This is a genomic window from Sphingomonas sp. LH128 (assembly GCF_000293195.2).
Taxonomy (GTDB): domain Bacteria; phylum Pseudomonadota; class Alphaproteobacteria; order Sphingomonadales; family Sphingomonadaceae; genus Novosphingobium; species Novosphingobium resinovorum_A.
The window spans coordinates 1-3,653 of the sequence record NZ_ALVC01000490.1; the positions used below are offsets into that span (position 1 = coordinate 1).

At 62.4% G+C, this 3,653-nt stretch carries 1 protein-coding gene and 1 pseudogene; both read left to right on the forward strand.

The features are described 5' to 3' along the window. Window positions 1-1,307: pseudogene (locus LH128_RS28885) on the forward strand (hypothetical protein); the annotation flags it as partial. Between the two features lie 84 nt (window positions 1,308-1,391). Next, window positions 1,392-2,324: an ArdC family protein gene (locus tag LH128_RS28890; protein WP_008833248.1), complete on the forward strand. Its 933-nt coding sequence runs from the start codon at window positions 1,392-1,394 to the stop codon at window positions 2,322-2,324. Window positions 2,325-3,653 lie beyond the last annotated feature (1,329 nt).

The following is a 3,653-nucleotide window of genomic DNA, read 5'->3' on the forward strand; positions in this document are numbered from 1 at the left end:
TCGAGGAAGAAGCCTGGCAGGCCCTCGATGCCGAACACGATGCTCTCAGCGACGAACTGCGCGATGCCGGTCGACAGGAAAAGATCCTTCCTCCCGAACTCGCCCCGCGTGTCGGCCTGTTCCTGACGCTCTCGCAGGACGGCAGCATGGAACTCGACGACACCTATTTCAGCGAGACGCCGCTCAGCGTCACCATGGTCGAGCCCGACGAAGACGACGAGGACGCGCCCGAAACCGGGGAAGACGGTATCGAGGGCGAAACTTCCGGCGATGCTGCGCCGCGCGTGCCGACCTTCCGCATCGAGGAAGGCGAGACCGCCACCGTCACCGGAGGCACCAAGGATGTGTCTCCCGACGAGGCCGCACCGGGCGGCAAGGCGCTTAGCCAGGTTCTCCTCGACCAGCTTGCGGTGCAGCGCCGCGACGTTCTGGGCGCTTCCATGATCGCCAATCCGGCGCTCGCGCTCGACTACATGCTGTTCGCAATGGTCGATAAGGTCGACATCATGCGCGAGAGCTGCGGCACCAGCATCCATGCTCCGCATCCCGAAGATCCGGTTCGCTTCGACGCCTATCCGCAGTCGGTCGCGCACGACTATCTGGCCGAAGTGCGCGAGGGCCTCGACGCCTCCTGGACCGAACACAAGAGCATGATCGAACGCTTCGACGCCTTCCGTGCGCTCGGCGATGAGTCCAAGACCGCGTGGCTGGCCTGGACGGTCGCCAAGTCCTTCAAGTCGAAGGAAACCTACAGCCATCGCCAGAACGCCCTTCAGAACCACCTTGCAGGGCTCCTCGAGGTCGATGTTGCCAAGTGGTGGCGCCCGACCTCGGCAAACTTCTTCGACCGCGTATCGAAGGGCGCGCTGCTCTCGCTCCTCGACGAGGTTGGCGGCCCTGCTCTCTCGAGCCGCCATGCAAGCCAGAAGAAGGGCGAAATCTCGACGTCCTGCGAGAAGCTGTTCGCCGGCGACGCGGTGATCGAGGCCGACGTTAAGGAGAAGGCGCTCGCCTGGGTACCCGCAGCGATGCGCTTCACCCCCGCCGAGACGACGATCGATCAGGACGATGACGACACGCCCGAAGAAGCCGGCGAACGTGGCTCCGACGGCGAAGCCGAGGACGATCTGGCCAGCCTGATCGACGCAGCCCTTGCCGGGCCCGACGACGGGGATGACGGCGAGGGCGTTTCGATCGACGATGCGGGCCAGGCCGAAGGCGACGACGATCAGCAGGTCGATGACGGTTCGCCCGCTGTCTACGGCGACGACGATGACGTCAGTCAGTGGGCGGAAGCGGCGGAATAACGCCGCTCAGAAGGTTCCACCGCCGACGTCTCCCCCCAGAGACGCCGACGGTGGAGCCATTTTTGCTATCGGGAGCAGCGCCTCATGTCCACTAAACCACGCAATTCACGTGACATCGCGCGCGAAGTCACCAACGCCATCGTCTCCCGGCTCGAGGCCGGAACCACCCCATGGACCCGGTCCTGGTCGCTGACCGGGGAGGGCGGCCGTCCTCTGCGCCACGAAGGCACCCCGTACAACGGGATAAACTGCCTTTGGCTCTGGACGATCGCCGACGCGCGTGGATACCGCAGCCGCTACTGGATGACCGCCCGCCAGGCCGAAGAACTCGGTGCGCGTGTTCGCCGCAAGGCCGATCCTTCCATGTCGATCTATGCCTCCAGCTTCCGCAAGGCCGGACAGCCGGGGTTGATGGGCGAGGCCACCGGCCAGCTGATCCGTTTCCTGCGCCACTACATCGTCTACAACGCGGACGAGATCGAGGGCTTGCCCGACTACTACTACGCCCGCGACGTTCCCCCGACACCGACCCTGCTTTCGCAGCGCCAGGACGCGATCGATGCCTTCTTCGCGGCAATTCCTGCGCGGGTACGCCATGGCGGCGACGAAGCCTATTACAGCCCGCTGGGCGACTACATCCAGCTACCCCGTCCCGGCAGCTTCAAGTCGGGTGACGCTTACGCCTCTACCCGAGGGCATGAAAGCGCACATTGGAGCGGGAGCAAGGACCGGCTCAACCGGACGTTCGGCAAGCGTTTCGGTGACGATGCTTACTGCGTCGAAGAACTTTGTGCCGAACTTACAGCAAGTTATATTTGCGCCGAACTCGGCCTGCCGACCGAATTGCACGACAGCCATGCCAGCTACCTCGCGCATTGGGTCAGGGTGCTCCGCGCCGACCACAGCGCCATCTTCACTGCTTCGGCCAAGGCCGAACAAGCCTTCAACTATCTGCGCGCCTTCAGCCTTGCCCAGGCGACTGCGCCTGCCGGCGATGCCCTGAACGCAGCGGCATGACTTCAATCAGCAGGAGACATCACCATGGGCTGGCTCTTCATGAACAGGCACCACATGGGCGGGCACGATACCCCCAAGTCCTACCTCGACGCCCAATTCACCTTCACCAATGCGCCAAACAACAGCCGTGCAGGCGATGAGGGGTGTAGCCTTAATTGTGGCAGGCACGGTAGTGGCCGAAGTTGGCGACTTCCAGCGGTTTGATAATCCGCGCTAACGAACGAAGATTGCGGCAAGATCAACGCGAATAGTGGTCGACGCCTCGAAACGCCGTTTCGCGATTTGCATTGTAGGTCTCTTGGTGGTTATTGCCGACTTCATCGTGGCAGGGTGTCGGTCGATATTCACATCCCCATAGGATCTCAACCCCACATTGAGGTGATACAGGCTCGCTTCGCGGTCTCACCAAGAAATGCGCGCCGCGCCCGCGGAAAACCAAATAACCCTACGTCAACGCCGTCTTCCGTCGGCGCTTACGATCGAATCCGCAATCTACCACGGAAATTACACTACGAGCGCGGAAGTTAGCCGCCGCCCAGTGACACCTTTGTCTGGCGCGGCCTACCTCGACTGGCCGACGACCCGTTCCGCGTGGGGCTGGAATGAGTAATCGCAACCTCTTCCAGATGCGTGCCATAAAGACCAGCAGAGAGAACAATGAAAAAATTGGTTCTAACAATTCTCTCCCGTACAACGTCCACCATCACTCGACCACCGGGCCGTTACTACGCCATTTTTTCGTCCTTTTCGAATAATATTGCAACCGCACCGCATGCAAGTTCCAATATACGCCGCACCGTCCCAAGTCACCTGTCGGCGGTTCGGAGCATGCCGATCCATTATGCATTTAAGCGCGTCCAAAACCATCCTGAAACTTCCCCCGCACAAGCCCCCCGGCTCGCTAAAGACGCGCGGTAGCGCGTCCTGATGACTACGAACGCTGCGCTGAAGCGCTGGCTTGGTCCATGAATCCGAGCACCGTCGTCGGCGTCGGCTCCATGTGCCAGCGCGATATTCATGGCCCTGAGGGTTTGGTCGCGGTTGTCGCCCACCGACAAGGTGCTGCCCGATCCCGGCCCGCGCCTCCACCTTTTCGGCGTCAAGGGAGCGGCCATCCCTTACCTGCAGCCGTATGCCCATCGCGTGGCCTCGCTCGATTCCCAGGCATGCGGCACAGAAGCGCGGCGCGATGCCCGGCGTCGGCAGGTACCGAAAACCGACACTCTTGCAGCCGACCACATAGAACGCCGGAACAACGCCCGATGGGTAAGCGCCGACGGAAGGCGGCGTTGACGTAGGGTTATTTGGGTTTCCGCGGGCGCGGCGCCC